This is a genomic window from Salmonella sp. 3C, assembly GCF_025426275.1.
In the GTDB taxonomy this organism is placed as follows: Bacteria; Pseudomonadota; Gammaproteobacteria; order Enterobacterales; family Enterobacteriaceae; genus Salmonella; species Salmonella enterica.
This window is the reverse complement of record NZ_CP104858.1, coordinates 1,386,477-1,413,441: the sequence shown is the minus strand read 5'-3', so window position 1 is coordinate 1,413,441 and position 26,965 is coordinate 1,386,477. Positions and strand designations below refer to the sequence as shown.

Here is a 26,965-nt window from a genome sequence, read left to right as displayed (position 1 = left end):
GTCACCCTTTTTTTTGCGTAATACAGGAGTAAACGCAGATGTTTCATTTTTATCAGGAGTTAAGCAGAGCATTGGCTATTCTTTAAGGGTAGCTTAATCCCACGGGTATTAAGCCTAACCTGAAGGTAGGACGACGCAGATAGGATGCACAGTGTGCTGCGCCGTTCAGGTCAAAGAAGTGTCACTACCTGATGTTGAATTCAGTGAGATGGAGTGACGCCACAAAACAGGATGACAAACCATGTCCAGTCGTATCGATAGAGACGTGATTAATGCGCTAATTGCAGGACATTTTGCGGACCCTTTTTCCGTACTCGGAATGCACCAGACCCAAGCCGGACTAGAAGTCCGCGCCCTATTACCTGACGCCACCGACGTATGGGTGATTGAACCCAAAACCGGACGTAAAGTCGGCAAACTGGAATGTCTCGACGCTCGCGGTTTTTTCTGCGGCGTTTTACCCCGACGTAAAAATTTCTTTCGCTATCAGCTCGCCGTGACCTGGCACGGACAGCAGAACCTCATCGACGATCCTTACCGTTTTGGTCCATTAATACAGGAAATGGATGCCTGGCTATTGTCGGAAGGCACCCACCTGCGTCCTTATGAAACGCTGGGCGCGCACGCCGATACGATGGATGGCGTCACCGGCACCCGTTTCTCCGTCTGGGCGCCTAATGCTCGTCGCGTTTCGGTTGTCGGGCAATTCAACTATTGGGATGGGCGTCGCCACCCGATGCGTCTGCGCAAAGAGAGCGGTATTTGGGAGCTGTTTATCCCCGGCGCGCATAATGGACAACTGTATAAATTCGAGCTGCTTGATGCGAACGGTAATCTGCGCATTAAAGCCGATCCCTATGCTTTTGAGGCACAGATGCGTCCGGAAACGGCGTCGATGATTTGCGGACTGCCGGAGAAAGTGACGCCAAGCGAAGAACGACAAAAAGCCAATCAGTTTGATGCGCCGATCTCGATTTATGAGGTGCATTTAGGTTCATGGCGCCGCCATACGGATAACAATTTCTGGCTGAGCTATCGTGAGCTGGCGGATCAGCTTGTGCCTTACGCCAAATGGATGGGCTTTACGCACCTTGAACTCTTGCCGGTTAACGAACATCCGTTTGACGGCAGTTGGGGCTACCAGCCGACCGGCCTCTACGCGCCGACCCGCCGCTTTGGTACGCGGGACGACTTCCGCTATTTCATCAATGCGGCCCATGCGGCGGGCCTTAACGTCATTCTCGACTGGGTGCCGGGCCATTTCCCGTCCGATGAATTTAGCCTCGCGGAGTTTGACGGCACCCACCTCTATGAGCACAGCGACCCGCGCGAGGGCTATCACCAGGACTGGAATACGCTGATCTACAACTATGGTCGTCGTGAAGTCAGTAATTATCTGGTGGGTAACGCCCTGTACTGGATGGAGCGTTTTGGGATTGATGCGCTGCGTGTCGATGCGGTGGCCTCTATGATCTACCGCGACTACAGCCGCAAAGAGGGCGAGTGGATACCGAACGAGTTCGGCGGTCGTGAAAACCTGGAAGCCATTGAGTTTCTGCGCAATACCAACCGCATTATTGGCGAGCAGGTGCCCGGCGCGGTCAGCATGGCGGAAGAGTCGACAGACTTCGCTGGCGTGACGCGTCCACCGGAAACGGGCGGCCTGGGGTTCTGGTTCAAGTGGAATCTGGGCTGGATGCACGACACGCTGGACTACATGAAGCTGGACCCGGTGTACCGCCAGTATCATCACGACAAGCTGACCTTTGGTATGTTGTACAACCATACCGAAAACTTTGTTCTGCCGCTGTCGCACGATGAGGTGGTTCACGGCAAGAAATCCATTCTCGATCGTATGCCGGGCGATGCGTGGCAAAAATTTGCCAACCTGCGCGCCTATTATGGCTGGATGTGGGCCTTCCCCGGCAAGAAACTGCTGTTTATGGGGAATGAGTTTGCCCAGGGACGCGAGTGGAACCATGACGCCAGCCTCGACTGGCACCTGCTGGAGGGGGGCGATAACTGGCACCACGGGGTTCAGCGTCTGGTGCGCGATCTCAACCACACCTATCGCCACCATAAAGCGTTGCATGAGCTGGATTTCGATGCTTACGGCTTTGAGTGGCTGGTGGTCGATGACAATGAACGCTCGGTACTGATTTTTGTACGCCGTGATAAAGCCGGCAACGAGATCATCGTCGCCAGCAACTTTACGCCCGTTCCTCGCCACGACTACCGCTTTGGCATCAACCAGCCGGGACGCTGGCGTGAAATTCTCAATACGGATTCGATGCATTATCACGGTAGCAACACCGGCAATGGCGGCGTGGTGCACAGCGATGAGATCGAAAGCCATGGTCGTCAGCACTCTCTTAACCTGACGTTACCGCCGTTGGCGACGATCTGGCTGATGCGGGAGGGGGAATGACGCAGCTTGCGATCGGCGAAGCAACGCCGCATGGCGCAACGTATGACGGTCATGGCGTGAATTTCACGCTCTTTTCCGCTCATGCGGAGCGCGTAGAGCTGTGCGTTTTTGATTCCCGAGGGAATGAGCGTCGCTATGACCTGCCAGGACGTCGCGGCGATGTCTGGCATGGTTATCTGGCAGGCGCCAGGCCAGGTTTGCGCTATGGCTATCGCGTACATGGCCCGTGGCAGCCAGCGCAGGGGCATCGGTTTAATCCGGCGAAGTTACTGCTTGACCCTTATGCGCGCCGGGTCGAGGGCGAACTAAAAGATCATCCGCTGTTGCACGGCGGACACGATGAACCGGACTACCGCGATAACGCGGCGGTGGCGCCGAAAAGTGTGGTAATCAGCGACCATTATGACTGGGAAGATGACGCCGCGCCGCGCACGCCGTGGGGAAAAACGGTCATCTATGAAGCGCATGTCAAAGGGCTTACCTATCTGCATCCGGAACTCCCCCAGGAGATACGCGGCACCTATAAAGCGCTCGGTCATCCGGTCATGGTGGCGTACTTCAAACAGCTTGGCATTACGGCGCTGGAACTGTTGCCGGTGGCGCAGTTTGCCAGCGAGCCGCGCCTGCAACGTATGGGGCTGACCAATTATTGGGGTTATAACCCGATGGCGATGTTCGCGCTGCATCCCGCCTGGGCCAGTTCGCCCGAGATGGCGCTGGACGAGTTTCGCGATGCGGTGAAAGCGCTGCATCGCGCGGGGATTGAGGTCATTCTGGACATCGTATTAAACCATAGCGCCGAGCTGGATCTGGACGGTCCAACCTTCTCCCTGCGCGGAATTGATAACCGTAGCTATTATTGGATAAGGGACGATGGCGATTATCACAACTGGACGGGGTGCGGCAACACGCTCAATTTAAGCCATCCCGGCGTGGTGGAATACGCGTGCGAGTGTTTGCGCTATTGGGTGGAAACCTGTCATGTCGATGGTTTTCGTTTTGATTTGGCGTCCGTCATGGGGCGCACGCCGACGTTTCGCCAGGATGCGCCGCTGTTTGCCGCGATTAAAGCGTGTCCTGTGTTATCAACGGTCAAGCTGATTGCTGAACCGTGGGATATTGGCGAGGGCGGCTATCAGGTCGGGAATTTTCCGCCACCGTTTGCCGAGTGGAACGATCATTTTCGCGATGCGGCCCGCCGATTCTGGTTGCCGCGTAACCTGACGACCGGGGAGTTTGCCTGTCGTTTCGCCGCTTCCAGCGATGTGTTTAAACGCAATGGCCGCGCGCCCGGCGCCTCTGTCAATCTGCTCACGGCGCATGACGGTTTTACGCTCCGGGACTGCGTCTGTTTCAATCAGAAACACAATGAGGCGAACGGTGAGGAAAATCGCGACGGCACCAACAGCAATTACAGCGACAATCATGGTAAAGAAGGATTAGGCGGTCCGCTTGATTTAATGGAGCGGCGGCGCGACAGCATTCATGCCCTGCTGGCGACGCTACTGCTCTCTCAGGGAACGCCGATGCTGCTGGCAGGCGATGAACACGGCCATAGCCAGCACGGCAACAATAACGCCTACTGTCAGGATAATGCCTTAACCTGGCTGGACTGGCAGCAGGCAAATCGTGGGTTAACCACGTTTACCGCCGCGCTGATTCGTTTGCGTCAGCAGATACCGGCTTTAACCGGCAATAGCTGGTGGGAAGAGGGCGATGGCAACGTGCGTTGGCTGAATAAAAACGCGCAACCCTTGAGTGCGGATGAGTGGCAAAACGGGCCTAAGCTGATGCAAATTCTGTTGTCGGACCGTTTTCTGATAGCGATAAATGCCACGCTTGAGGTGACAGATATAGTTTTACCCGAAGGGGAATGGCGCGCCGTTCCCCCATTCGCTGGAGAGGATAATCCGGTGATAACGGCGGTCTGGCAGGGACCTGCGCATGGACTGTGTGTGTTCCAGAGAGGATAAAAAAGGAGTTAATCATGGTGAGTTTAGAGAAGAACGATCGTGTAATGTTGGCGCGCCAGCTGCCATTGGAATCTGTTGCCCTAATCCTGGCCGGCGGCCGTGGCACGCGTCTAAAAGATTTAACGAACAAACGCGCCAAACCAGCCGTCCACTTTGGTGGGAAGTTCCGCATCATCGATTTCGCCTTATCTAATTGTCTGAACTCCGGGATTCGCCGTATCGGCGTGATCACTCAGTATCAGTCCCATACGCTGGTGCAGCATATTCAGCGCGGCTGGTCACTGTTTAGCGAAGAGATGAACGAATTTGTCGATCTGCTGCCAGCTCAACAGCGTATGAAGGGCGAAAACTGGTATCGCGGCACGGCAGACGCGGTGACCCAGAACCTGGATATTATTCGTCGCTATAAAGCGGAATATGTCGTCATCCTGGCAGGCGATCATATCTACAAGCAGGACTACTCGCGTATGTTGATCGATCACGTTGAAAAGGGCGCGCGTTGCACGGTGGCCTGTATGCCGGTGCCGATCAAAGAGGCGACGGCGTTCGGCGTGATGGCGGTCGATGAAAGCGACAAGATTATTGATTTTGTCGAAAAACCGGCGAATCCCCCCGCAATGCCTGGTGACGCCAGCAAATCGCTGGCCAGTATGGGCATTTACGTTTTTGACGCCGATTACCTGTATGAATTGCTGGCGGCAGACGATAAAGATGACGCTTCCAGCCACGATTTCGGTAAAGACATTATCCCCAAAATCACCCGCGAAGGTATGGCTTACGCGCATCCTTTCCCGCTCTCCTGCGTGCAGTCCGATCCGCAAGCCGAACCGTACTGGCGCGATGTAGGTACGCTGGAAGCTTACTGGAAGGCGAACCTGGATTTAGCCTCGGTGACGCCGGAGCTGGATATGTATGACCAGAACTGGCCTATCCGTACGCATATGGAATCGCTACCGCCTGCGAAATTCGTGCAGGACCGCTCCGGTAGCCACGGTATGACGCTGAACTCGCTGGTCTCCGGCGGCTGCATTATCTCCGGTTCGGTGGTGGTGCAATCTGTGCTCTTCCCACGGGTGAGAATAAATTCTTTTTGTAATATTGATTCGGCAGTGTTGTTACCTGAGGTTTGGGTAGGGCGCTCCTGCCGTTTACGTCGCTGTGTTATTGACCGTGCCTGTATTATCCCGGAAGGCATGGTGATTGGTGAAAATGCGGAAGAGGACGCTCGTCGTTTCTACCGTTCAGAAGAAGGTATTGTACTGGTCACGCGTGAAATGCTGCGCAAACTGCAGGTCAAACAGGAGCGATAATGCAGGTTTTACATGTATGTTCAGAGATGTTCCCCCTGCTGAAGACTGGGGGGCTGGCGGATGTGATAGGCGCGTTGCCTGCGGCACAAATTGCGGATGGTGTTGATGTTCGCGTTCTGCTTCCAGGGTTTCCCGATATCCGTCGGGGGATACCCGACGCGCATGTGGTGAGCCGCCGCGATACTTTCGCAGGTAAGATATCGCTGCTGTTCGGGCATTATAACGGCGTGGGCATTTATCTGATCGACGCGCCGCATCTGTACGAGCGTCCAGGCAGTCCCTATCACGATACGAATTTATATGCCTATACCGATAACGTGCTGCGCTTTGCCCTGTTAGGGTGGGTCGGCTGTGAAATGGCCTGCGGACTTGATCCATTCTGGCGCCCCGACGTGGTGCACGCCCATGACTGGCACGCCGGGCTGGCGCCCGCCTATCTGGCGGCGCGCGGGCGGCCGGCGAAATCGGTCTTTACCGTACACAACCTGGCCTATCAAGGCATGTTTTATGCAAAGCATATGGATGACATCGAACTGCCGTGGTCATTCTTTAATATGCATGGGCTGGAGTTCAACGGACAACTCTCCTTTTTGAAGGCCGGTTTGTACTATGCCGACCATATTACGGCGGTGAGCCCGACCTATGCGCGTGAAATTACCGAACCGCAGTTTGCTTATGGTATGGAAGGCCTGCTGCGTCAGCGTCATCTGGAAGGGCGCTTGTCCGGCATACTGAACGGCGTGGATGAGAAGATCTGGAACCCGGAATCCGATCTGCTGCTGGCGTCGCGCTACACGCGCGATACCCTGGAAGAGAAGGCGGAAAACAAACGTCAGCTACAAATTGCGATGGGGTTGAAGGTTAACGACAAAGTGCCGCTGTTCGCCGTGGTAAGCCGTCTGACCAACCAGAAAGGTCTGGATCTGGTGCTGGAGGCGTTACCGGGGCTGCTGGAGCAGGGCGGGCAGTTGGCGCTACTCGGCGCGGGCGATCCGGTGCTTCAGGAAGGGTTCCTCGCGGCGGCGGCGGAACACCCAGGGCAGGTTGGCGTACAGATCGGCTATCACGAAGCTTTCTCGCATCGCATTATGGGCGGCGCGGACGTTATTCTGGTGCCCAGTCGTTTCGAACCGTGCGGCTTAACGCAGTTATATGGCTTAAAGTATGGCACGCTGCCTCTGGTGCGGCGTACCGGGGGGTTGGCCGATACGGTCTCCGACAGTTCGTTGGAAAATCTGGCGGACGGTATCGCCAGCGGTTTTGTCTTCGAAGACAGTAATGCCTGGTCGTTGCTACGCGCGATTCGGCGTGCTTTTGTGTTGTGGTCACGGCCTTCGCTTTGGCGGTTTGTACAACGGCAGGCGATGGCGATGGATTTTAGCTGGCAAGTTGCCGCGAAATCATACCGCGAGCTGTACTATCGCTTGAAATAGTCATCCAGGAATCATTTATATGAATGCTCCGTTTACTTATGCATCGCCCACACTCAGCGTTGAGGCGCTTAAGCATTCTATTGCCTATAAGCTGATGTTTACGATTGGTAAAGACCCGGTCATTGCCAATAAACACGAATGGCTGAACGCCACGTTGTTCGCGGTGCGCGATCGTCTGGTGGAGCGCTGGCTGCGTTCTAATCGAGCCCAATTATCGCAGGAAACCCGGCAGGTTTATTACCTGTCGATGGAGTTTTTGATTGGTCGTACTCTCTCTAACGCGCTGCTCTCGTTGGGCATTTATGACGACGTTAAAGGCGCGCTGGAGGCCATGGGCTTAGATCTCGAAGAGCTGATCGATGAAGAGAATGACCCAGGGCTTGGCAACGGCGGCTTAGGACGGCTGGCGGCTTGCTTCCTGGACTCGCTGGCGACGCTAGGATTACCGGGCCGCGGGTACGGCATTCGCTACGATTACGGCATGTTTAAGCAGAATATTGTCGACGGGCGGCAAAAAGAGTCTCCGGATTACTGGCTGGAATATGGCAACCCGTGGGAGTTCAAGCGCCACAATACACGCTATAAGGTGCTTTTTGGCGGGCGCATTCAGCAGGAAGGTAAAAAAGCGCGCTGGATTGAGACGGAAGAGATTCTGGCCGTCGCGTATGATCAGATCATCCCCGGTTACGACACCGACGCCACTAACACACTGCGGCTGTGGAATGCGCAGGCCAGTAGTGAAATCAACCTCGGTAAATTCAACCAGGGCGACTACTTTGCGGCGGTGGAAGATAAAAACCACTCTGAGAACGTTTCACGGGTGCTCTACCCGGACGATTCCACCTATTCCGGACGAGAGCTACGCCTGCGCCAGGAGTATTTTCTGGTCTCGGCGACGGTGCAGGATATCCTGCACCGTCATTATCAACTGCATAAAACCTATGAGAATCTGGCGGATAAAATCGCCATTCACCTCAATGATACGCATCCGGTGCTGTCAATTCCTGAGCTGATGCGCCTGCTGATTGATGAACATAAATTTAGCTGGGACGACGCGTTTGAGGTGTGCTGTCAGGTCTTCTCTTACACCAACCATACGTTGATGAGCGAGGCGCTGGAAACCTGGCCCGTCGATATGCTGGGGAAAATTCTGCCCCGTCACCTGCAGATTATCTTCGAGATTAACGACTATTTCCTTAAAACGTTGCAGGAGCAATATCCCAACGATACCAGCCTGCTTGGACGCGCGTCGATTATTGATGAGTCGAACGGCCGCCGGGTACGGATGGCCTGGCTGGCGGTGGTGGTCAGCCATAAAGTCAACGGCGTTTCTGAACTCCATTCCAACCTGATGGTGCAGTCGCTGTTCGCGGATTTTGCGAAGATTTTTCCGACCCGTTTTTGTAACGTCACTAACGGCGTTACGCCGCGCCGCTGGCTGGCGCTGGCAAACCCGCCGCTTTCTGACGTGCTGGATGAGAATATTGGTCGTACCTGGCGTACCGATCTTAGTCAGCTCAGCGAGCTGAAGCAGCATTGTGATTATCCGCTGGTCAATCATGCGGTGCGTCAGGCGAAGCTGGAAAATAAAAAACGGCTGGCGGTAGTGATAGCGCAACAACTGAATGTGGTGGTGAACCCTAAAGCGTTATTCGACGTGCAGATTAAGCGTATTCACGAATACAAGCGGCAGTTGATGAACGTACTGCATGTCATTACCCGCTATAACCGCATTAAAGAAAATCCGGAGGCCGACTGGGTGCCGCGGGTGAATATTTTTGCCGGTAAGGCGGCTTCCGCCTATTACATGGCAAAACACATTATTCATCTGATCAACGACGTGGCGAAAGTGATTAACAACGATCCGCAGATTGGCGACAAGCTGAAAGTAGTGTTTATCCCGAACTACAGCGTCAGCCTGGCGCAGGTGATCATTCCCGCTGCCGACCTGTCTGAGCAGATTTCGCTGGCAGGGACAGAAGCTTCCGGCACCAGTAATATGAAATTTGCCCTGAACGGCGCGCTCACCATTGGCACGCTGGATGGCGCGAACGTAGAGATGCAGGAGCATGTCGGCGAGGAGAATATCTTTATCTTCGGTAATACTGCAGAAGAGGTGGAAGCGTTGCGCAGGCAGGGTTATAAGCCTCGCGACTATTATGAAAAAGATGAAGAGCTACATCAGGTACTGACGCAGATTGGTAGCGGCGTCTTTAATCCGGAAGAGCCAGGCCGTTACCGCGATCTGGTAGATTCGCTGATTAACTTTGGCGATCACTATCAGGTGCTGGCGGACTACCGCAGCTACGTGGACTGCCAGGATAAGGTGGATGAGTTGTATCGTCGCCCGGAAGAATGGACGACGAAAGCGATGCTCAACATTGCCAATATGGGCTACTTCTCATCGGACAGAACCATCAAAGAGTATGCCGAAAATATCTGGCATATTGATCCGGTGCGGTTGTAGCGGTTTAACGCTTGAGAACGGGGCCAAACGGCCCCGTTTTTTATCGTGGTATATTCGGGGGGTATGCCGATATTCGTCTGCTGAATCTGTTAGCGGCACTTGGTCTCTGTCATGGAAAAAGGGTTGAGTACTGGTGTATAGTATTAGCAGAAAAATCCATAATTAATTGATAATAATATGAAAAAGATTACGACATCTATTCCGGCTCTCGATAAAATTATGCGCGTATTTGCTTACCTTCTGGAGTGCGATGGCGCAACGTTTACCCAGATCCATCAAAATTCAGGGATTGCGAAAAGCAGTACCTCATCTTTGCTCAACGGCATGGTGGAGCATGGGTTATTACGCCAGGAAAAAGACAAGTATTATCTGGGGCTACGCCTGTATGAATTAGGTAATAAAGCGGCGGAACAGTATGACATTAAAAAAATCGCGTTACCGATTCTTGAAGAGATTCGCGATAACACCGGCCTGACCTGCCATCTTGGCGTTCTGGAGGGCGATGCCCCCATTTATCTTCTGAAAGTCGAAAGCCCACAGGCTATTGTGATTCGAAGCTGGGAGGGCAAGCGCCTCTCATTACATAGCTCAGGGCTGGGGAAGGTGCTGATTGCATGGCTTAGCGGGGAAGAGCTGGAGGAGTTGCTGCCTCCAGATCAGATATTAACGCGTTTTACGGATACGACGATCACAGATGTGAATATCCTTAAGCAGGAGTTAGCAGGAATTCGCCGTCGCGGCTGGGGTTATGATAACGAAGAAGACTCCCTTGGCGTGCGCTGCATTGCGGTGCCGGTATTCAATACGCAGGGGAAAGTGATCGCCGCCCTGAGCGTATCCGGCGTTACGTTCCAGATCCCCGATGATAAACGCGAGTCGCTTGCTACGCTGATGATGGATGCCAGCCGTAGCCTGACGCGTCTGATGTGCTGAAATAAAAAGACACAGCGGGCAAGAAGCCCGCTTTCGTCATAGCTTAAAGTCCCGCACGCTGTAAGATCTGCTTCAAATTCGAAATATGTTCTTCATTTGCCGGCAAAACGGGGGGCATTACATGAGTTGAAATATCGACTCCGCTAAGCTGAATTGCCTTTTTGATTATCCCGAAGAAAGGTGAATCCAGGCTGTAAATAGTGGAAAGCGCGGACAGCCGGCGCTGTAATCCGAACATTGTCTCATACTCTTTTTCACACCACGCGCGGTAGATCCCGCAGGTTAGCTGCGGCGCAAAGTTCGCTGTCGCTGGGATCCCGCCGTTGCCGCCTAAGATAAGTGTATCCATCATATATTCATCATAGCCGGAGAAAATAACGAAGTCCGGACGCACTGGCCTGACATTATTGATGATTTCACGAATATGGCTGATATTATCAACGGTATCCTTAATGCCGATAATATTGGGGTGATCCTGCGCCAGCCGGGTAATTAAATCAACGCTAAGGTCCTGTCCCGTCAATGCTGGAAAGTTGTAGAGAATGACCGGGCTTTTTATGTTATTAGCCACGGTTTTGAAATGATGATAAATATACTCATCGGTCAATCTGGCATAGTAGGGATTGAGTACCAGCACGGCATCGACTTCGAGTCGGTCGGCATGCTGACCATACTCAATCACTTCCTGCGTGCTGGTGCTGCTAATACCTAATAGTACTGGAATACGGCGGTTAATATGACGGACGCAAAACTCTGCGGTTTCCAGACGCAGCGCATTGGTCATATGGCAAAATTCCCCCCCGCTGCCCAGCAGTAATACGCCATTGACCTTGCTTGCAATAAGATGATCCAGCAAGGTTGCCATGCCGACTTTATCTAACTCTCCCTGCGCATTAACAATGGTCGGAACTGGCGGAAATACGCCGTGAAATTTCGTAATCTGAGTCATGTATTGATCCTTAAAACAGGCGAGCCGTAGCCCGCCAGGGATATTATTTAAGCCAAGCTCCGGCCATTAATGATGTTGCATTAGCGGTGAACTGTTTAAAGACGCCGTGACGGTTTGAATAATCAGGTTTCTTCCAGCTTGCTCGACGCTCTTCAAGGCAGCGGCGTATTTCCTCTTCTGTTTTAAACACCCCGTCGATCCCTACAATATTGAGCTTGCGGCCTTTCACATCCATTTCGATTAAATCACCATCTTCCACCAGGGCAATCGGCCCGCCATCAGCGGCTTCTGGCGAGACGTGTCCGACACATGGCCCGCTGGTCGCTCCAGAGAAACGACCGTCGGTAATCAATGCGACTTTTCCGTCGAGGCGTTTGTCATAAACGATGGCATCGGTGGTCATCAGCATTTCCGGTGCGCCAGAGCCTTTTGCGCCTTCGTAGCGAATGAAAATGACGTCGCCGGGTTCGATATGGTTATGGATGATGGCCTGCTGAGCGTCTTCTTCGGAGTTAAAGACCCGAGCAGGACCGGTATGGTGGTGCATATCCGGCGCACAGGCCGCGTATTTAATGACCGCTCCTTCAGGCGCGATGTTGCCTTTCAGTACCGCAATCGACCCTTTTTTGGTGGCATTTTCTGGTTTACGGATCACCTCCTCCGGACTGACTTTGTAATTGTTGAGGTAACCGTGGTTACGGGTAAAGAAGCCAGATTGATGGAGCATTTCCAGGTTGTCGCCGAGCGTACGGCCAGTCACGGTAAGAACATCAAGATCCAGATAATCGCGCAGATACCATTGCACCATTGGCACGCCGCCAGCGAACCACATCATTTCGGTAACGTATTCACCGCTGGGCTGAATATTGGTCAGATAAGGGATTTCGTTATTGATCCGATCAAACAGTTCGGGCTTCAGCTCCCATCCAAGTTCATGAGCGATGGCCGGAAGGTGGATCATCGCATTGGTGCTGCCACCAATAGCAGCATGGACTTTGATAGCATTTTCAAACGCCGCAGGAGTCAGGATCTTATGGGTGGTGATATTTTTCTCCGCCAGATACAGCGCCTGGTGGCCTGCGGTTCTGGCAACGCGGCGAATTTCCGCCAGGGTCGATGGCAGCAAAGCGCTGCCTGGCAGGGCCAGCCCCAAGGCCTCTGACATGCACTGCATGGTACTGGCCGTTCCCATAAACTGGCAGGCTCCGGCGGTGGGGCAACCGCATTGCTGCATGGCTTCTACTTGCTGAATGCCGATTTCGCCTTTCTTCAACTTAGCAGTGATCCCGCCGAGGTCAGAAGTACTCATATTCGGTGCCGGACGCATAGAACCGCCGGGAATATGCAGCAGCGGCAGGTTCAGGCGTGCGGCGGCAATCAGATGCGCCGGGATAGATTTATCGCAGCTTGAGATCAGAATACCGGCATCATAAGGCACCACTGAGGCATGAATTTCGACCATGTTGGCAATGGCTTCGCGAGATGCCAGGATGTAGTTCATCCCATCGTGGCCCTGACCCCAGCCGTCGCAGATATCCGTCACATGGTGACGGACCGCGCGCCCGCCGCTTTCATGAACACCCAGCACGGCTTCATCGCCCAGTTGGTTAAGATGGAAACTGCCCGGATGACTTTCGCCATAGCAATCATCCACCAGGACCTGCAGTTTATTGACATCTTCTTTGCTGTAATTCATTCCAAGACGCAGGGCGTCGAGCTGCGACCACAGGTCGCGAGCATGTTGACATTTTTGGCTCATTTGGCGATTCCTTCCTGTTTAAGTGACGCACCCGGCGTCGAGGTGTTAGGTGTGTTACTGCTACCTGCAGGACGAGCGGTAACAGAAGGTAAGCTGAAAAGCAGTCCAACGGCGATAAGCAGGGCGGCAACCAGTACGGTCATTCCTGCTGTTTGCGAGAACGTCACCGTTAACAGCCCGACGAGGTACGGACCGATAAAGCCGCCAATGTTGCCCAGGGCGTTGATCGTGCCGCGCACGCCGCCCAGAACGTTGGGGGCGAAGAGTAATGGCGGCAGCGTCCAGAATGGACCGGCATAGGCTTGCAGGAAGAACCCGCAAATAACCATCATGCCGTAGGCGAGCCAGACGTTATCTTTCAGTAATAAGGAGAGGGCGAGGCAGACCGCGAAACCCAGCAGAGGAATAGCCGTGTAAAGGCGGCGATTCATCGTCTTATCACACCATTTGGCGATGTAATACTGACCGATAATGCACAGAACGTAAGGCGCCGCAGTGAGTACCCCAACGATGGTCATGCCGCTGCCGGTCAGGTGTTTAATCAGATTTGGCATCCATAGCGCGAAGCCATAGAAGCCGACCTGTACGAAGAAATAGATACCGACAAGCTTCCACAGGTTGATGCTTTTTAATACGCCGCGAATGCTGCTTTGCTCTCCGCCAATACTCAACGCGCGATCGGCCAGCAATTTTTGTTCGATCCAGGCGCGCTCTTTCGGATCCAGCCACTTTGCCTGATGCGGGTGATCGGAAACCAAAGGTAGCCAGACAAAGAGCAGTCCCAGAGAGAGCAAGCCTTCGATGATAAACATCTCCCGCCAGCCGTAGGTTTCAATAAGCCAGCCGGAAAGCGGCCCGGTAATAATAGAAGCGACGGCCAGGTTCATCTGGAAATAGGCGATAGCCCTGGCGCGCTCCTCATTTGGGAACCAGTGGCCAATCAGCGCCAGAATGGCGGGATACACAGCACCTTCCGCCACGCCGAGCACAAAGCGGATAATCAACAACTGCGTCGGTGTCTGAACAAAACCGGTCAGCAGGGCAAAGCCCCCTCAGGCGACGATTGTCCAGGCAATTAACTTTTTGGCGCTTAGCCGCTCGGCTATCTGACCGCCGGGAATTTGCAGGAAGATATAACCAATAAAGAAGATCCCGGCGACCAGACCGGCAAAAGAAGCCGTCATGCCTAAATCTTCATCCATGCCGCCTGCGATCCCAATGGCGGTATTGGTCCTGTCCATATAGGCCACGATATAAACGAGGATCGTGGCTGGAATAATATGCAGCCAGCGCCCTCGTGTGGTCGGTTTCTCTATTTCAATGCTCATCATTGCATCCCTTTAGTATCAAAAATGTGTTCTGTATATGGAACTATTGTTCTGTATATTGACACTATGCCGACGTATTCATACAGCGTCAACTCCATACTCTAAGGAAGGTTATATTTTGTGATTTGCTTCAAAAATGAACGGAGATAAGGTGAGAAAGAGCGGATAACCCAATGGAAACTGCTCATCGGTCTAATACATAGCCAAAATTGTGCGCTGCCTCACAGGATAAGATTATGCTCTCACCTGGTCATTGTGCGTTCAGAGTAAACAGCATTAAATTCTTTATGTGGAATTTGTGTTCTGTATATTGAACTTTAATGCTTTTTAAGGAGAAACAATGGTTACTACCGCGATCTTTCCGTCACGATATGTTCAGGGTAAAGGAGCGTTGACAACGCATCTCCCGCAGGAATTGGCCGCACTCGGTCATAAGGCGCTGATTTTGCAGGATCCTGTTGTTCACAACACCTACCGGGATACAGTTGCAACAGCACTGCACGGGGTGATTGAATTTGATATCGAAGTGTTCAGTAGCGAGTGCAGTGATGAGGAAATTGCTCGCATCTCCGCACGCGCGCAGGAAATTGGCGCCGATGTGATTGTCGGTATGGGGGGTGGGAAAACCCTGGATACGGCAAAAGCAACCGGCGCCAGCCTGCGGTTGCCTATTGCCGTAGTTCCTACTCTGGCCTCAACGGATGCGCCGTGCAGTTCACTGGTTGTCATCTATACGCCAGAAGGGAAATTCAAACGCTACCTGATGATTCCACGTAACCCGACGCTTGTGCTGGTGGACAGCAGTATTATTGCTGCCGCGCCGGTACGCTTTTTGGTTTCCGGGATAGGCGATGCGCTGGCAACCTGGTTTGAAGCGGAAGATTGCCGCATCAAAGGGGCTGGCAATATGACCACCAGGCCAGGACCGATGACCGCATTTGAGCTGGCGCGCTTTTGCTACACCACCTTAATGCGCTATGGGCGCCTGGCGAAGCTTGCCTGTGAACAACATCAGGTTACTCCGGCGCTCGAACATGTTATCGAAGCGAATACACTATTATCCGGGCTCGGTTTTGAAAGCGGTGGGCTGGCGGCGGCGCACGCCATTCATAACGGTCTGACGGTACTGCCCGCCACGCACAAATACTGGCATGGGGAAAAGGTTGCGTTTGGCACGCTGGCAATGCTTATGCTCACCGATAGAGCGCCTGAGCTTATCGAGGAGGTTTATCAATTTTGTGAAGATATAGGCTTGCCCACCACGCTGGCGGATATTGGTCTGGCTGGCGTTAGCGATGATGAACTGCTGGCCGTTGCCAGGGCGTCTTGTCAAACTGGGGAAACGATGCACAACGAGCCGTTTACCATTACGCCGGAGGCTGTGCAGGCGGCATTGCGGGCCGCCGATGCTGTTGGGCAGGCGCGGAAAAAGATCGATCTTGCAGGTTAATGTGAGCCTGTAAATAAAAAACGGCAGCCGGAACTTTCAACTTCTGTCTGCCGCTATCGTGAATGTTTTAACGTCGTGATTTCAGAAAAATGCTTGGAGGGTGCTCAGGACTACTGGGTTTATACTTCCGCTATCGCAGGGATTAGCGGATAGAAAAATGAAAAATGCTAAGTGGCTTTTTTTGTCAATCATGATGGCGTTTATCGGCGTGCCGCTGCTGGTGAACATTATTACGATTATCGTGGGGGGAATGTGGGCGTGCATTAGCGTTCTTGAAAATAGTATCCCCGTCGCGCAATCTATTGAGAAGGCGACCATTATCCCGGTAGCGCTTCTGGGCGCAGGGTTAATTTTTCTTTGTGGCCGAATATGGGGAAAGGGAAATGCATCAGAGGTAAATCCAGAATGGCGTGATTGCTGCCTGCTTATGCCCGCTCTGGTGGTGCTGATGGGGTGGGTCATCCTGATGTTTCTCACCGATCTTAATATTCGCGCGATAGGGCGTAAACCCATCGCCCAGGTGGTGCAAACGCTTTGGTTAGTACCCAGCGTAATATCCTTTTTCAACGGCTGGGTATGGGCAGTGTTGCTCATCCCGGTTGGCTCGCAGCTCTGTTTTGCATTGGGGTATGGCGGTGCGCGTTGGGGAGTGCTACGCGGCGGTGCGGGCTACTCTTGTCGTAATCTGCTGGTGATTTGCCTGCTGTTTTTCGGGAGCTGTGCCGTATACCAGTCACATCTTTATGCCGTGAAGTATCCCGCTCCCGAGAGCAGTGAATATCTTTATTTCCGCGATTATCAGGCGCACACATGGGGCAACAAGCTAACCGGGCTGCGCGATGAACCGACACTTTTGCTCACCCAAAATTGGCCGCGGCTCGATGGCGCAACGGCTGGCTTGCCGTTATACGCCTCGGCTTTTTATGCGCTTACGCGCTTTCCGGATGATATCTGCCCTGAAGACTACCTTGAAAACCAGGGAACCATTGAAGCCTATCAAAATATCCTTAACGGTAATGCCGATCTTATTTTTGTCGCCCAGCCTTCCACTGCTCAAAAGCAATTGGCCGAGGCCAGTGGCGTAAAACTGGTTTACACCCCCTTTGCACGTGAAGCGTTTGTGTTTATCGTCAACCAAAACAATCCCGTGTCATCGTTGAGTGATGTACAAATTCGCGGCATTTTTAGCGGAAGAATCACCCACTGGAATGAGGTGGGCGGAGAGGCAATCGACATTAAGCCCTGGCAGCGACCGGAAAACTCTGGCAGCCAAACGGCGATGCTGGCGAAGGTAATGAAAGAAACGAAGCTGATGCCAGCGCAAACAACATCAGTGGCAACCGCGATGGGGGATATGGTGGATATCGTGGCTGAGTATCGCAATACGCACAACGCCATTGGCTATACCTTTCGTTATTACGCTACGCAGATGCACAGCAATAAAGAGATTAAATTACTGGCGATAAACGATGTTGCGCCGACGGTTGAAAATATTCGTAACGGCAGTTACCCGTACACGGTTGATGTTTATATGGTCACCCGTGAACACCCCACAGCGGAAACACAAAAGCTGGTGGACTGGTTTCTAAGCCCGCAGGGACAACAGTTGGTGCAGGATGTGGGATATGTGCCGCTGTATCCGGCCGCGAAATAAAGGGACTAAATGGAAGAGGTTAAATTATATGTGGAACGGGTTGGCATAGACCCGGCCAGCGGCGCTGATATTCGTATTGCACGGCGTGAATCCACTTCGTGGCATAAAGATATTGTTGCTGAGCTGATTAATCAGGTCCTCCGGTGTGGTGCAGCATTAATCATCATCGCTGTGCTGACCGCCTGCGATGATCGCCAGGTAAGCTATTTTCCTGATTATGCCGCCATACCCGAGCAATCCGGTATCTGGACCTGGCTGCCTGTGTTCTTTCCATCGTCCGCCAGTGAAATAGAGATGACGTTTAACCTGGACAGCAATCTTTTTTATGCTGACTTTAGCGTGGCCGACGGTGATAAACGCGCGCATTTTGAAAGCGTGCTGGGGGAGGAGAGTGTGGTTCATTATGCCAACTTTTCTCATAAAAGCTGGTGTAAAACGGGGAAAACTCTCTGGAATAGCGAAGCGCGGGCAAAACCCTTCTTTATTACCCAAATAAGTGTCGATCGCTACCGTATCACTAATCATATGCCCGGCTGTACAAAACCCGGCGAGTGAATGCGGTATGTGGCGAAAAGGGCGGTATAAACCGCCCCGGATTTTATTACGACGCCATTGAAAGTTGGTGTTTCTCAACATACGCCGCCAGCCACTGGGTGATGCGGGACTGCTGTTCGGCGGTCAGCCACATGCCTTCTTTGGTGCGACGCCAGATAGCGTCTTCAGTACGGCGCACCCATTCGTGATCCACCAGGTACTTGAGTTCCGCCTCGTAAAACTCATGACCGAAATCTTCGCCTAAATCAAGCAGCGACGTGGCTTCGCCGAGAATCCACTCCGTGTTGCTGCCGTAAGTGCGCGAATAGTGGCGCGCCAGCGATTCCGTCAGGAACGGATAACGACGACGCAGCTTCGCCGCGTAATCTTCGCGGCTGCCGTCGATGTCGCCGCCGGGCAGTACGCACGTTTTGGTCCATGCCGGGCCGATGCCTGGATAATAAGACGCCAGTTTTTCCATCGCGTGTTCAGCCAGCTTACGGTAGGTCGTGAGCTTACCGCCAAACACGGAAAGCAGCGGCGCTTTGCCGTTTTCATCATGAATATCAAGGGTATAATCGCGAGTGATCGCCTGCGGTGAGTCGGACTCATCATCGCACAGCGGACGGACGCCGGAGTACGTCCAGACGATGTCATCGCGCCCCAGTTGTTTCTGGAAGTGCGCGTTATAAACCTTCAACAGGTAATTAATTTCGCTCTCTTCAATTTTTACCGCTTTCGGATCGCCTTTATATTCGACATCGGTCGTGCCAATGATCGAAAACTCTTCCATCCACGGAATGACAAAGACGATACGCTTATCTTCGTTTTGCAGAATATACGCCTGCTTCTGATTATGGACGCGCGGCACGACGATATGGCTGCCTTTGATCAGGCGGATGCCATATGGCGACGGCAGGTGCATCCCTTCGTCGAAGAACTGTTTGACCCACGGTCCGGTGGCGTTAACCAGTCCGCGCGCCTGCCAGACATATTTTTTACCGGTGTCGATATCTTCCGCTTCGACAATCCACAGGCCATTTTCCCGACGAGCGGCGGTTGCGCGAGTACGGGTAAGGACTTCGCCGCCTTTACGCACCACCATCTGTGCGTTAGCCAGCACCAGACGCGCATCGTCTACCCAGCAGTCGGAATATTCGAATCCGCGCACGATTTCCGGTTTGAGCACCGAATCTGCGCCAAACCGCACACCGGTGGAACCGGGTAAACTGGTACGTTTGCCGAGGTGATCGTACATAAACAGACCGATACGGATCATCCAGGCCGGACGTAAATGCGGGCGGTGCGGCAGACGAAAACGCATCGGGAAGGCGATGTGCGGCGCCATTTTCAACAGCACTTCACGTTCTGCCAGCGCTTCGCTGACCAGACGGAACTCGTAGTGCTCAAGGTAGCGTAAGCCGCCGTGGATAAGTTTCGAACTGGCGGAAGAGGTTGCGCAGGCCAAATCCTGCGCTTCCAGCATGAGTACGGACAAACCGCGCCCGGCGGCATCAGCCGCGATGCCTGCACCGTTAATGCCCCCGCCTATCACGATCAGATCTTTGGTTTCCATGCTGCCCTCTTGCACTTTCGTTAAAGTTCAAAAATGTTCGTTATCGAACATAATAGCAAAGAAACGCGCTATTGGTAACATCGAAAAAACATTTTAGAGTGATATGTATAACATTATGGCGCTAAGCTACTCCGTCAACGTACACTGGGCGATAAAATGCCTTAATTGGCTTCACCGGCAATAATGAAAGAGCGATTCATGGAACAATTTGAATGTATCACTGTAGAAGAGGCGTATCAGAAACTGCACCAGGGCGCGGCGGTGCTGGTCGATATTCGCGATCCGCAAAGTTATGCCATGGGTCATGCGCCGCAGGCGTTTCACTTGACTAACGATACGCTGGGCGCGTTTATGCGTGAGCATGGTTTCGATACCGCCGTGATGGTAATGTGCTATCACGGCAACAGTAGTAAAGGCGCCGCGCAGTATCTGCTCCAGCAAGGCTATGATGCGGTTTACAGCATTGACGGCGGGTTTGAGGCCTGGCATCGCCGTTTCCCTGCCGATGTCGCGAATGGCGCGTAATCCCATAAAGATGCAGCCTCCGACGAGAAGGGTATATATACTGTCTTCTTTTGTATGGACTAAGCGACAGCAATAATGTTGATGATTACTTCCTTTGCGAATCCTCGCGTGGCGCAGGCATTTGTTGATTACATGGCCACCCAGGGCGTCATTCTTACTATTCAGCAACATAATCAAAGCGATATCTGGTTGGCAGATGAATCGCAGGCCGAACGTGTGCGGGGCGAGCTGGCGCGGTTTATAGAAAATCCCGGCGATCCGCGTTATCTGGCGGCTAGCTGGCAGTCCGGGCAGACTAACAGCGGGCTACGCTATCGCCGTTTTCCCTTTCTCGCCACGCTGCGTGAACGAGCCGGCCCTGTTACCTGGATCGTGATGCTCGCCTGCGTGCTGGTCTATATCGCGATGAGTCTCATCGGCGATCAGACGGTGATGGTGTGGCTGGCGTGGCCGTTCGATCCGGTTTTAAAATTTGAAGTCTGGCGCTACTTCACCCATATCTTTATGCACTTCTCACTGATGCATATTCTTTTTAACCTGCTGTGGTGGTGGTATCTCGGCGGGGCGGTAGAGAAGCGCCTGGGCAGCGGTAAATTAATCGTCATTACGGTGATAAGCGCGCTGCTAAGCGGCTATGTACAGCAGAAATTTAGCGGCCCGTGGTTTGGCGGACTGTCTGGCGTCGTCTATGCGCTGATGGGTTACGTGTGGCTGCGTGGAGAGCGCGATCCGCAAAGCGGAATTTACCTCCAGCGCGGCTTAATTATTTTTGCATTATTGTGGATAGTCGCTGGTTGGTTTGACTGGTTTGGCATGTCTATGGCGAACGGCGCGCACATCGCCGGGCTTATCGTCGGTTTAGCGATGGCCTTTGTTGATACGCTGAATGCGCGAAAACGAACGTGAGGCGTATCCGGCCTGTGGTCGAGATATTTTTCCAGGCCGGGTAGGGCGAATGCCGCTATCCGGCGCAAGGTTGGTTACTTTCAGAGATTATTCATGAAACAAACACAACGGCATGACGCGATCATTGAACTGGTAAAAAAACAGGGGTACGTCAGTACGGAAGAGCTGGTGGAGCATTTTTCTGTCAGCCCGCAAACCATTCGTCGGGATCTTAACGATCTGGCGGAACAGAATATGATTTTGCGCCACCACGGCGGCGCGGCGTTGCCCTCCAGCTCGGTGAACACGCCGTGGCACGATCGTAAGGCGACGCAAACGGAAGAAAAAGAGCGCATCGCTCGCAAAGTCGCGGCCCAGATCCCCAATGGTTCAACGCTGTTTATTGATATCGGCACGACGCCGGAAGCCGTAGCGCACGCCCTGTTAGGGCACAGTAATTTGCGGATCGTGACCAACAATTTGAACGTAGCGAACACGCTAATGGCGAAAGAGGATTTTCGTATTATCCTCGCCGGCGGTGAACTCCGTAGCCGCGACGGCGGCATTATTGGCGAAGCGACGCAGGACTTTATCGCCCAGTTCCGTCTCGATTTCGGCATTCTCGGTATTAGCGGTATTGATAGCGACGGCTCGTTGCTGGAATTTGACTACCATGAGGTACGCACCAAGCGCGCGATTATCGAAAATTCGCGCCACGTGATGCTGGTGGTGGATCACTCTAAATTTGGCCGTAACGCGATGGTAAACATGGGCAGCATTAGTATGGTCGATGCGGTCTACACCGATACCCTGCCGCCGCCGGGCGTGATGCAGGTGTTGACGGAGAACCATATTCAACTGGAGCTGTGTTAATTCTGTAAAACGTCCCACGTCAGCCCAAAACGCGCCAGGTACTTACGCAGCCGGTCAGCGTCATTCACCGTGGCTTTCCCCTGACGGGAAACGTTGAATAGCTGCCGCCCGGCGTCGGAAAGGGTTTTCGCCTGGCGGCAGATGGCAACGACGTTTTCCAGTTGCATACGGTCAAACAGATCCAGCGCCGTTGCGTCAATGCCCGGCAATCCGTCGAGCGCGGAGGGGCGATGGTCATTCCAGCTATAGCGCAAACGCGCGATTTCATCGTCTACCGTTTCGACCGTGATTCGCCCGTTGTCCGCTAGCGTCGCCATGCGGGTGACGCTGGCGGAGAGTTCGCGGAAGTTACCGCGCCAGGCGGCCTGCGGCGAGGTGGCGAAGCTCAGCCAGGCGCGGCGCGCTTCGGTATTAAAACGCACGCTGTCGCCGGTTAGCGCCGCGTGGCGTTCCAGTTCGTAGTCAAGGTTTGGTTCAATATCTTCCTGGCGCTGACGCAGGCCCGGTAGTTCGAAGGTCCAGAGATTAATGCGCGCGTACAGGTCTTCGCGGAATGTCCCCTCCGCCACTCGCTGGCGCAGGTCGCGCACCGTGCCGGCAATCAACTGGAAATCGCTGCTGACCTGCTGGTCGCTGCCGAAAGGGTAAAAGCGTTTCTCTTCAATGGCTTTCAGCAACATGGCCTGTTCATCCGCGCCCAGTTCTCCCACTTCGTCAAGAAACAGCATGCCGCCGTCGGCGCTGCGCAGCAGTCCTGCACGCTCCTCTCTCGCACCGGTAAACGCCCCCTTAACGTGGCCGAACAGCGCCGACATCGCCGTGTCGCCGCGCAGGGTGGCGCAGTTCACTTCGACAAACGGGCCGCTGAACTGGTGGCGGGCCAGTTTTAGTTCATAGATGCGACGGGCGAGAAACGACTTGCCCGCGCCGGTCGGGCCGTTGAGCAGGATTGGCGAACGGGAGCGTATCGCGACGCGCTCAATTTGCTCAATCATCCGGTTGAAACACGGGTTGCGGGTTGCAATGCCGGACTTCAGGAAGTTGAGCGTCTCCTCCCGCTCCTGGGCGAAGCGGGTGGCGATGTCATTGTAGCGGCTGAGGTCGAGGTCAATAATCGTCACGTCGCCCGTGCTATGCGGTTTATCTTTTTTGCGCGGCGGCGAGGTCTGCGCTAATCGCGCCGGTAGATAGCGCGCCTCCGCCAGCAGGAACCAGCAGATCTGCGCGACGTGGGTGCCGGTGGTGATATGAATCAGATAGTCTTCATCTTCGGGATGAAAGGTATGGCTGCGGGCGAAATCGTGCAGGCAGGCGTAAACCTCTTCGAAGTCCCACGGGTTGCGGATCGCGATTTCTACGCCGACGACTTCCGTTTCCGGCGAGACGCTGGCGATATCCTTCTTTAATCCTTCAAACAGCGAGCGAGAGCGGGCATCGTACAGCAGTTCCAGGCGGTGAACGACCAGCGTCTCCTGCTGACACAGACACAAAGTAGGGCGCCATTTTTCCCAACGCTGACTGCCGCGTCCTGCATAGTCGAGCACCGTGCCGACAAAACCAAAGGCCACCGTTTTTCGCATCTTAGATTTCCTTCTAAAAGACGAGATAATTTTATCGCTTTTTAATGGCTGCCGTGCAGGCATTTTTCTTTCACCTGAACGCTAAGGAAATAAATAACTTAAAAATCAATAGACTATAAAATAATTTATTTTCTGGCACGCTGGTTGCAATAACTCTGGCATGGAGAATAACGGAAATGGGAAAAACAAATGGCTAATCCACTTTTGTTCCGTTCGCTGTTAAGGGACGCGCCGCTGGCCAACGCCAGCAATCAGCAAGGCGCAGCGGCCTTCGCCTTCACCCCACGCCATACACTGGCGCAAATGGTGATGACCGGCTGCATGAACGAGACTTTTTATGTCAGCGGCCAGGCGCAGCTAAATGATGTTCTGGCGACAGCGAAAGATCTCGACGATCTGTTTTTAGCGCAACTGGCGATTTATGGCCGCGAACGCGGGATGATGAAGGATATGCCCGCGCTGTTGACCGCCATTCTGGCGGCGCGTGGCTCGGCGCTGCTGCCGGTAGTATTTGCGCGGGTGATCAATAATGGCCGGATGCTGCGTAACTTTGTGCAAATGTTGCGCAGCGGCGTGACCGGGCGGCGCTCGCTGGGGACGCGGCCAAAGAAGCTGGTGCAGCGTTGGTTGCAGAACGCCAGCGAAGAGCGCTTATTGCAGGCATCGGTGGGCAATATGCCGTCGCTGGCGGATATCGTCAAAATGGTGCACCCACGGCCGCAGGCGGCGTGGCAGGAAGCCTTCTTTGCCTGGCTGATTGGTAAGCCGTGCGATAAGGCGCAACTGCCGGAAAAAACGCGCGCGCTGCTGGCGTTTCGTGAAGGCAATATGGGCGCGGCCTTACCCGATGTGCCGTTTTTACTGCTGACCAACGCGCCGCTGAGTCGCGAACAATGGGCGCAACTGGCGCAGCGGATGAGCTGGCAAACGTTGCGCATGAATTTGAATACGCTGGCGCGTCATGACGTGTTTGAGAATGCAACGCTTGCCGCCAGCGTGGCGCAGCGGCTGGCGGACAGGGCGCAGGTGCGCCAGTCCTGGGTTTATCCTTATCAGCTGCTGTCGGCGTGGAGCAATCTGCAATGCAGCGTGCCGCAGGTTATTCGCGAGGCTTTAGCGCAGGCGATGGAGTACGCGCTGGAGAACATTCCGCCGTTTCGCGGCAACGTGGTGGTCTGCCCGGATGTGTCGGGGTCGATGAAGTCGTCGATAACCGGCTATCGCAAGGGGGCGACCAGTAAGATCCGCTGCGTGGACGTTGCCGGGCTGATCGCCGCCGCCGTGCTGCGTAATCATCCGCAGGCCCGCGTGCTGCCGTTTGAATGCGATGTGGTCGACGTGCAGCTTGATGCGCGCCAGTCGGTTATGCACAACGCGCAAAAGCTGGCGGCGGTTGGCGGCGGCAGCACCAACTGCTCCGCGCCGCTGCGTAGGTTGTTGAACGAGCGGGCGCGGGTGGATCTGGTGATTATGGTGTCGGATAACGAATCGTGGGTTGATAAGTCGCGCCATGGCTCAACGGCCACCATGGAATGCTGGATCGAACTGAAAAAGCGCAACCCGCAGGCGCGCCTGGTGTGTATCGATCTGCTGCCTTACGGTACCACCCAGGCGGCGGAACGAAGCGATATTTTGAACGTCGGCGGCTTCAGCGACGAGGTGTTTACGGTGATAGATAACTTTGTTAACGGTCGCTATGGCAGCGCGCACTGGCTGGAAGAGATTGAAGCCGTGACGCTGTAAAGAGTATTCAGCGCGGCGCGAATGCTGGCCGGGATTACATCTTTCCCGATGCGTATCATCCCGGCTATGAATTTGTCGCGCAACGCTGAAGGCACGAATGCTGGTGGATCTACACCTTGTATGGCCAGACGCAGGTTCGAACCCTGCCGGGGCTTAGCCCTGTAGCTCAACGGTAGAGCGGGTGATTCACCTTAACTTGTCGTGCCACCCTATTTTGGCGAATGCCTGTGGATCTACATTTGTTGCGGGTTCGAGACCCGTCAGAGCCCGGCTCTGTAGCTCAATGGTAGAGCGGTGTATTCACATAAACTTGTCGCCACCCTAATGATTAAAACGAGAAAAAAATGATGAATTACGAATTGATGACCACCCAGAACGCACCGGTAAAAATGTGGACCAAAGGCGTACCGGTAGAAGACGATGCCCGTCAGCAACTGATTAATACGGCGAAAATGCCGTTTATTTTCAAACATATTGCCGTTATGCCGGATGTGCATTTGGGGAAAGGATCGACCATCGGTAGCGTGATCCCGACGAAAGGGGCGATTATTCCGGCGGCGGTGGGCGTGGATATCGGTTGTGGAATGAACGCGCTGCGTACCAGCTTAACGGCGGCCGATCTGCCGGAAAATCTGGCGGAGCTGCGTAGCGCCATAGAGGCCGCTGTGCCTCACGGGCGTACCACCGGACGCGGGCGTCGCGATGTGGGCGCATGGGGAAACCCGCCCGCCAACGTTGATGAAAAATGGGCGCAGCTGGAAGCGGGATATCAGTGGTTAACGCAAAAATATCCGCGCTTTTTGAATACCAATAGCTATAAGCACCTGGGAACATTGGGAACCGGTAACCACTTTATTGAGATCTGTCTGGATGAAACCGATCGGGTATGGATCATGCTGCACTCCGGTTCGCGCGGGATCGGTAACGCCATCGGCACCTATTTTATCGGCCTGGCGCAGCAAGAAATGCAGGAGCAGTTAGAAACGCTGCCGTCCCGCGATCTGGCGTATTTTAATGAAGGAAGCGAATATTTTGATGATTACCTGAAAGCGGTACACTGGGCGCAGCAATTCGCCAGCCTGAACCGCGAGGCGATGATGGAAAACGCGCTGGCGGCGCTCCAGCGCTGCGTGGAAAAATCGATCGTCCTCGATATGGACGAGATCAACTGCCACCATAACTATGTGCAAAAAGAACAGCACTTTGGCGAAGAGATTTATGTGACGCGTAAAGGAGCGGTTTCGGCGCGGCGCGGTGAGTTCGGTATCATTCCCGGTTCGATGGGGGCGAAAAGCTTTATCGTGCGCGGGCTGGGTAACGAAGAGTCGTTCTGTTCGTGCAGCCACGGCGCCGGGCGTGTGATGAGCCGAACGAAAGCGAAGAAACTGTTTAGCGTTGACGATCAGATTCGCGCCACCGCGCATGTCGAATGCCGTAAAGATGCGGACGTGATCGACGAGATCCCAATGGCGTATAAAGACATTGATGCGGTGATGGCGGCGCAGTCTGACCTGGTGGAAATCATGTACACCCTGCGGCAGGTGGTGTGCGTTAAAGGATAGAAA

At 53.9% G+C, this 26,965-nt stretch carries 18 protein-coding genes and 1 pseudogene; 14 read left to right on the top strand and 5 right to left on the bottom strand.

Annotation, left to right across the window (positions count from 1 at the left end):
- Positions 1–241: 241 nt before the first annotated feature.
- From glgB to N7E69_RS06740, 6 genes are all read left to right on the top strand, one after another.
- Entirely contained in the window at positions 242–2,428 is a 2,187-nt protein-coding gene (gene glgB / locus N7E69_RS06765) for a 1,4-alpha-glucan branching enzyme (RefSeq protein WP_000098546.1), read from the top strand.
- Positions 2,425–4,401: a glycogen debranching protein GlgX gene (gene glgX / locus N7E69_RS06760; protein ID WP_000192485.1), complete on the top strand. Its 1,977-nt coding sequence runs from the start codon at positions 2,425–2,427 to the stop codon at positions 4,399–4,401. Before glgB ends, glgX begins: the two co-directional genes overlap by 4 nt.
- 14 nt (positions 4,402–4,415) lie before the next feature.
- Positions 4,416–5,711 (top strand): glucose-1-phosphate adenylyltransferase, encoded by a 1,296-nt coding sequence (glgC, locus tag N7E69_RS06755; RefSeq protein WP_000253990.1) that lies wholly within the window; start codon positions 4,416–4,418, stop codon positions 5,709–5,711.
- Positions 5,711–7,144, top strand: a complete 1,434-nt coding sequence (gene glgA, locus N7E69_RS06750) for a glycogen synthase GlgA (protein ID WP_001197669.1) — start codon at positions 5,711–5,713, stop codon at positions 7,142–7,144. Before glgC ends, glgA begins: the two co-directional genes overlap by 1 nt.
- Positions 7,145–7,163: 19 nt before the next feature.
- Positions 7,164–9,611, top strand: a complete 2,448-nt coding sequence (glgP, locus tag N7E69_RS06745) for a glycogen phosphorylase (protein WP_000993424.1) — start codon at positions 7,164–7,166, stop codon at positions 9,609–9,611.
- 177 nt (positions 9,612–9,788) lie between these two features.
- Positions 9,789–10,544, top strand: coding sequence for an IclR family transcriptional regulator (locus N7E69_RS06740; RefSeq protein WP_000724553.1), 756 nt, complete (start codon positions 9,789–9,791; stop codon positions 10,542–10,544).
- 43 nt (positions 10,545–10,587) lie between these two features.
- On the opposite strand, the gene N7E69_RS06735 is transcribed toward N7E69_RS06740, so the two are convergent.
- The 3 genes and pseudogenes from N7E69_RS06735 to N7E69_RS06725 form a co-directional block, all read right to left on the bottom strand.
- A complete protein-coding gene (locus N7E69_RS06735; RefSeq protein WP_000192193.1) occupies positions 10,588–11,493 on the bottom strand; it encodes a dihydrodipicolinate synthase family protein in 906 nt (301 codons plus the stop codon).
- 43 nt (positions 11,494–11,536) lie between these two features.
- A complete protein-coding gene (gene ilvD, locus N7E69_RS06730) occupies positions 11,537–13,252 on the bottom strand; it encodes a dihydroxy-acid dehydratase (protein WP_000078495.1) in 1,716 nt (571 codons plus the stop codon).
- A pseudogene (locus N7E69_RS06725) lies at positions 13,249–14,583 on the bottom strand (MFS transporter). Before N7E69_RS06725 ends, ilvD begins: the two are co-directional and overlap by 4 nt.
- Positions 14,584–14,920: 337 nt before the next feature.
- Between N7E69_RS06725 and N7E69_RS06720 the strand changes: the two are divergent.
- The 3 genes from N7E69_RS06720 to N7E69_RS06710 all read left to right on the top strand — a co-directional run bounded on the left by N7E69_RS06720 (position 14,921) and on the right by N7E69_RS06710 (position 18,239).
- Positions 14,921–16,030: a glycerol dehydrogenase gene (locus N7E69_RS06720; RefSeq protein ID WP_000258840.1), complete on the top strand. Its 1,110-nt coding sequence runs from the start codon at positions 14,921–14,923 to the stop codon at positions 16,028–16,030.
- Between the two features lie 157 nt (positions 16,031–16,187).
- A complete protein-coding gene (locus tag N7E69_RS06715; RefSeq protein WP_000786185.1) occupies positions 16,188–17,684 on the top strand; it encodes a PstS family phosphate ABC transporter substrate-binding protein in 1,497 nt (498 codons plus the stop codon).
- Positions 17,685–17,693: 9 nt separating this feature from the next.
- Positions 17,694–18,239 (top strand): hypothetical protein, encoded by a 546-nt coding sequence (locus N7E69_RS06710; RefSeq protein ID WP_000393233.1) that lies wholly within the window; start codon positions 17,694–17,696, stop codon positions 18,237–18,239.
- A 46-nt stretch (positions 18,240–18,285) separates the two neighbouring features.
- On the opposite strand, the gene glpD is transcribed toward N7E69_RS06710, so the two are convergent.
- Entirely contained in the window at positions 18,286–19,794 is a 1,509-nt protein-coding gene (gene glpD, locus N7E69_RS06705; protein WP_000448179.1) for a glycerol-3-phosphate dehydrogenase, read from the bottom strand.
- Positions 19,795–19,992: 198 nt separating this feature from the next.
- Between glpD and glpE the strand changes: the two genes are divergently transcribed.
- The 3 genes from glpE to N7E69_RS06690 all read left to right on the top strand — a co-directional run bounded on the left by glpE (position 19,993) and on the right by N7E69_RS06690 (position 22,077).
- Entirely contained in the window at positions 19,993–20,319 is a 327-nt protein-coding gene (gene glpE / locus N7E69_RS06700; RefSeq protein ID WP_000434523.1) for a thiosulfate sulfurtransferase GlpE, read from the top strand.
- Between the two features lie 75 nt (positions 20,320–20,394).
- A complete protein-coding gene (gene glpG, locus N7E69_RS06695) occupies positions 20,395–21,225 on the top strand; it encodes a rhomboid family intramembrane serine protease GlpG (protein WP_000928699.1) in 831 nt (276 codons plus the stop codon).
- Positions 21,226–21,318: 93 nt separating this feature from the next.
- On the top strand, positions 21,319–22,077 hold the full coding sequence (locus N7E69_RS06690) for a DeoR/GlpR family transcriptional regulator (protein ID WP_000815085.1): 759 nt from the start codon (positions 21,319–21,321) through the stop codon (positions 22,075–22,077).
- Here the strand turns inward: N7E69_RS06690 and rtcR are convergent.
- A complete protein-coding gene (rtcR, locus tag N7E69_RS06685) occupies positions 22,074–23,657 on the bottom strand; it encodes an RNA repair transcriptional activator RtcR (RefSeq protein WP_001232870.1) in 1,584 nt (527 codons plus the stop codon). The genes N7E69_RS06690 and rtcR overlap by 4 nt on opposite strands.
- A 189-nt stretch (positions 23,658–23,846) precedes the next feature.
- Here rtcR and N7E69_RS06680 point away from each other — a divergent pair, with 189 nt between their 5' ends.
- A complete protein-coding gene (locus N7E69_RS06680; protein ID WP_000013013.1) occupies positions 23,847–25,400 on the top strand; it encodes a vWA domain-containing protein in 1,554 nt (517 codons plus the stop codon).
- Between the two features lie 347 nt (positions 25,401–25,747).
- Entirely contained in the window at positions 25,748–26,962 is a 1,215-nt protein-coding gene (gene rtcB / locus N7E69_RS06675) for an RNA-splicing ligase RtcB (protein ID WP_001105533.1), read from the top strand.
- The last annotated feature ends 3 nt before the right edge of the window (positions 26,963–26,965 follow it).

Excerpts from the sequence above, each read along its gene's own strand:
- glpG (WP_000928699.1), top strand. The coding sequence starts at position 20,395 with ATGTTGATGATTACTTCCTTTGCGAATCCTCGCGTGGCGCAGGCATTT.
- N7E69_RS06740 (WP_000724553.1), top strand. The coding sequence starts at position 9,789 with ATGAAAAAGATTACGACATCTATTCCGGCTCTCGATAAAATTATGCGC.
- N7E69_RS06720 (WP_000258840.1), top strand. The coding sequence starts at position 14,921 with ATGGTTACTACCGCGATCTTTCCGTCACGATATGTTCAGGGTAAAGGA.
- glgC (WP_000253990.1), top strand. The coding sequence starts at position 4,416 with ATGGTGAGTTTAGAGAAGAACGATCGTGTAATGTTGGCGCGCCAGCTG.
- glgP (WP_000993424.1), top strand. The coding sequence starts at position 7,164 with ATGAATGCTCCGTTTACTTATGCATCGCCCACACTCAGCGTTGAGGCG.
- rtcB (WP_001105533.1), top strand. The coding sequence starts at position 25,748 with ATGAATTACGAATTGATGACCACCCAGAACGCACCGGTAAAAATGTGG.
- N7E69_RS06690 (WP_000815085.1), top strand. The coding sequence starts at position 21,319 with ATGAAACAAACACAACGGCATGACGCGATCATTGAACTGGTAAAAAAA.
- ilvD (WP_000078495.1), bottom strand. The coding sequence starts at position 13,252 with ATGAGCCAAAAATGTCAACATGCTCGCGACCTGTGGTCGCAGCTCGAC.
- glgA (WP_001197669.1), top strand. The coding sequence starts at position 5,711 with ATGCAGGTTTTACATGTATGTTCAGAGATGTTCCCCCTGCTGAAGACT.
- N7E69_RS06735 (WP_000192193.1), bottom strand. The coding sequence starts at position 11,493 with ATGACTCAGATTACGAAATTTCACGGCGTATTTCCGCCAGTTCCGACC.
- N7E69_RS06680 (WP_000013013.1), top strand. The coding sequence starts at position 23,847 with ATGGCTAATCCACTTTTGTTCCGTTCGCTGTTAAGGGACGCGCCGCTG.
- glpD (WP_000448179.1), bottom strand. The coding sequence starts at position 19,794 with ATGGAAACCAAAGATCTGATCGTGATAGGCGGGGGCATTAACGGTGCA.
- glpE (WP_000434523.1), top strand. The coding sequence starts at position 19,993 with ATGGAACAATTTGAATGTATCACTGTAGAAGAGGCGTATCAGAAACTG.
- rtcR (WP_001232870.1), bottom strand. The coding sequence starts at position 23,657 with ATGCGAAAAACGGTGGCCTTTGGTTTTGTCGGCACGGTGCTCGACTAT.
- N7E69_RS06715 (WP_000786185.1), top strand. The coding sequence starts at position 16,188 with ATGAAAAATGCTAAGTGGCTTTTTTTGTCAATCATGATGGCGTTTATC.
- N7E69_RS06710 (WP_000393233.1), top strand. The coding sequence starts at position 17,694 with ATGGAAGAGGTTAAATTATATGTGGAACGGGTTGGCATAGACCCGGCC.
- glgB (WP_000098546.1), top strand. The coding sequence starts at position 242 with ATGTCCAGTCGTATCGATAGAGACGTGATTAATGCGCTAATTGCAGGA.
- glgX (WP_000192485.1), top strand. The coding sequence starts at position 2,425 with ATGACGCAGCTTGCGATCGGCGAAGCAACGCCGCATGGCGCAACGTAT.